The sequence below is a fragment of the Verrucosispora sp. SN26_14.1 genome (assembly GCF_004307965.1).
Taxonomy (GTDB): Bacteria; Actinomycetota; Actinomycetes; order Mycobacteriales; family Micromonosporaceae; genus Micromonospora.
In genome coordinates, this window is record NZ_SISL01000588.1 from 1 (window position 1) to 3,161 (window position 3,161).

Genomic DNA, 3,161 nt, shown 5'->3' on the forward strand with positions numbered 1-3,161 from the left:
GCAGGTGGTGGTCGGCGGGCAGCGGCGGCCGTCCGGCGGCGATGTCGTCCAGCGCGGTCGCCACCAGCGCGCGGACCAGGCCGGCGACCAGGACCGCGTCGTCCACCGTCGGGCAGACGTCGCCGATGCGCAGCTCGACCGTCGGGTACTTGGCCGACAGCCGGGCATACCAGTAGAGCATCCCCTCGTCGAGCATCACCCCGCTGCCGATCAGCTGGTCGATCAGCCGTCGGTAGTGGTGGTGGGAGGTCAGGAACGGGGTCGGCGCCACCGACGGCCAGCGTTCCCACTCGATCGAGCGCCAGCTCGCGTACCCGGTGTCCTCGCCTGCGGAGAACGGCGAGTTGGTGGTCACCGCGTGCAGGATCGGCAGCCACGGCCGGACGTGGTTGAGCACCTGCACCCCGGTGTCCGGGTCCGGCACCCCGACGTGCACGTGCATGCCGTTGTTGCCCGGCCCCGGCACCAGCAGCCGGTACCGCTCGATCATGCGGTCGAAGCGGGGCTTGTCCACCACCGGCGGCACCGGTCCGCCGATCGGCCCGGTGCCGATGGCGAGCAGTCGGGCACCGGCCCGCTCGGCGGCGTCGGCGAGCCCGGCGCGGAGCAGGGCCAGGGAGTGCCGGATCGAGGAGAGTTCCAGCCCGGGTGGGCTGCCGATCTCGATCTGGCTGGTCTGGAACTCGCGTTCGACCTGGCCGTGCAGTTCCGCCGGTACCTGTTCCATGACCGCCTCGACGGCGGGCACCGCGGCGCCGCCGTCCGGGTCGACCAGCAGGAACTCCTCCTCGACTCCCACCGTGAGCAGGTCGGTCTCCTCGACCGGCCGGGTCGGCGCCGTCGCCACCTGCCTGACCATCACCACCACCGTCCGCTTCTGCCGGGGCGGTACGTCCGCGCCGTCGGCCGGCAATTACCCCCCGTGGTGGTCCAGGGAAACCCGCCCTGCTCGGTGCAAGGAGGGGTCCCCTGCTAACGCCTCGTGCATAGCAGGGGACCCCTCCTAACATCCGGCGGAACTGGAGCACCACCGATCGACATTGACAACTCTTCGGGCGGGACGTACAACTCCTGAGAGAGCGCTCTCACACCTCCGTCCCGCAGAGAGGTACGTCCCATGACACCTGCCCCGGCGGCGCCCGCCGCCCTGCCCGCGCGACGCCGACTGCGGCTCGCGTTGGCCCTGATCACCGCCACCGTCACCGGCGTCGCCGGGCTCGCCGCGACCGCCGACGCCGCCGTGCCGACGCCCCCGTCCGGGTGGAGCCTGGTGTGGAGCGACGACTTCACCGGCGCCGCCGGCACCCTCCCGTCGTCCAACAACTGGATCATCGACACCGGCACCAGCTACCCGGGCGGGCCGCCCAACTGGGGCACCGGCGAGATCCAGACGTACACCAACAGCACCGCGAACGTCAGCCACGACGGCGCCGGCAACCTGCGGATCACGCCGCTGCGCGACAGCTCCGGCCGCTGGACCTCGGCCCGGATCGAGACGGTCCGCAGCAACTTCAAGGCCCCGAGCGGCGGCATCCTCGCCATCGAGGGACGCATCCAGATGCCCAACGTCACCGGCGCCGCCGCCTCCGGCTACTGGCCCGCCTTCTGGGCGCTCGGCGCGCCATACCGGGGCAACTACCAGAACTGGCCCGGCATCGGCGAGTTCGACGTGATGGAGAACGTGAACGGGCTCAACACCGTCTGGGGCGTGCTGCACTGCGGCGTGGCGCCCGGCGGCCCGTGCGACGAGTTCAACGGCATCGGCGGCTCCCGGGCCTGCCCCGGCAGCACCTGCCAGTCGGCCTTCCACACCTACCGCTTCGAGTGGGACGCCTCGACCAGCCCCCAGCAACTGCGCTGGTACGTCGACGGGCAGCTCTACCACTCCGTCAGCCAGTCCCGGGTCGGCGAGCCGTACTGGTCGCAGATGACCAGCCACGCGGGCTACTTCCTGCTGCTCAACGTGGCCATGGGGGGCGCCTTCCCGAACGGGGTGGCCGGCAGCACCACGCCGACCTCGGGCACCGTGCCGGGGCGGCCGATGCTCGTCGACTACGTGGCCGTCTACAGCCGTGGCGGCAGCACCCCGCCCACCACGCCGCCGCCGACCACCCCGCCCCCGACCGGGGTGCGGGACGCGTACGGCACCATCCAGGCCGAGTCGTACAACGCGCAGAACGGCGTGATCGTCGAGGCGTGCTCCGAGGGCGGGCAGAACATCGCCGCGCTGCGCAACGGTGACTGGGTCCGCTTCGACAACGTCGACTTCGGCTCCACCGCGCCGCGCGACTTCGTGGCCCGGGTGGCCTCCGGCGCGGCGGCCGGCGTGAGCGGTCTGGTCGAGGTGCGGATCGGCAGCCCGACGAGTACGCCGATCGGCAGCTTCGCCCTCGCGAACACCGGCGGGTGGCAGAGCTGGCGTTCGGTGCCCGGCAACGTCACCTCGGTAACCGGCCGGCACACCGTCTACCTGACGTTCAGCAGCGGCCAGCCGAACGACTTCGTCAACGTCAACTGGTTCCAGTTCCGCCGCTGAGCACACGCTGCCCGGCAGGGCGGTGCTCGTCGCGCACGCGGGTCCGTGCAAGGAGGGGTCCCCTGCTAACGCCTCGTGCATAGCAGGGGACCCCTCCTAACAACCTCACACCAACCCTGGACAGAAATAGTTAACAGTCTTAATAATGAGCGCCAGGTCGATGCCCATGGATTTCCGTCCGGTCTGGAGGCTCACATGAAACGGTCCAGAACCCTGGTGCTCACAGTGGTCGGCGCACTGGCCGCCGCACTCGGTGCGGTCTGGCTGGCGCCCGCCGCGTACGCCGCCGGAGTCACCGCCAGCTTCGCCAAGACGTCCGACTGGGGCTCCGGTTGGGAGGCGAAGTACACCATCACCAACGGCAGCAGCAGCACGGTCAACGGCTGGAGCCTCGCCTTCGACCTGCCCAGCGGCACCACGCTCGGCAGCTACTGGGACGCGTTGCTGACCTCCAGCGGCCAGCGCCACACGTTCACCAACCGCTCCTGGAACGGCACCATCGCCCCCGGCGCGTCGGTCTCCTTCGGCTTCCTCGGCAGCGGCTCCGGCGTACCCGCGAACTGCCGGCTCAACGGCGCGGCCTGCGCCGGCGGCACCACCCCGACCACCCCGCCGCCGACCACCC

Annotated in this window: 3 protein-coding genes; 2 read left to right on the forward strand and 1 reads right to left on the reverse strand. The window is 71.1% G+C overall.

What is annotated here, in order from left to right; all coding sequences use genetic code 11:
• Positions 1 to 859: YbdK family carboxylate-amine ligase (locus tag EYA84_RS29530; protein ID WP_131057357.1), on the reverse strand; the 859-nt coding region annotated here is incomplete at its 3' end.
• A 258-nt stretch (positions 860 to 1,117) separates the two neighbouring features.
• On the opposite strand from EYA84_RS29530, the gene EYA84_RS29535 reads away from it, so the two are divergent.
• Together EYA84_RS29535 and EYA84_RS29540 are read left to right on the forward strand one after the other, a co-directional pair.
• The gene (locus EYA84_RS29535) at positions 1,118 to 2,536 is read left to right on the forward strand and encodes a carbohydrate-binding protein (protein WP_131057355.1); all 1,419 of its coding nucleotides are present in this window, start codon (positions 1,118 to 1,120) and stop codon (positions 2,534 to 2,536) included.
• 195 nt (positions 2,537 to 2,731) lie between these two features.
• Positions 2,732 to 3,161 (forward strand): cellulose binding domain-containing protein (locus EYA84_RS29540; protein WP_201272521.1); only part of this gene is annotated, 430 nt, incomplete at its 3' end.

Coding starts and splice junctions, on each gene's coding strand:
- EYA84_RS29535 (WP_131057355.1), top strand. CDS start 1,118: ATGACACCTGCCCCGGCGGCGCCCGCCGCCCTGCCCGCGCGACGCCGA.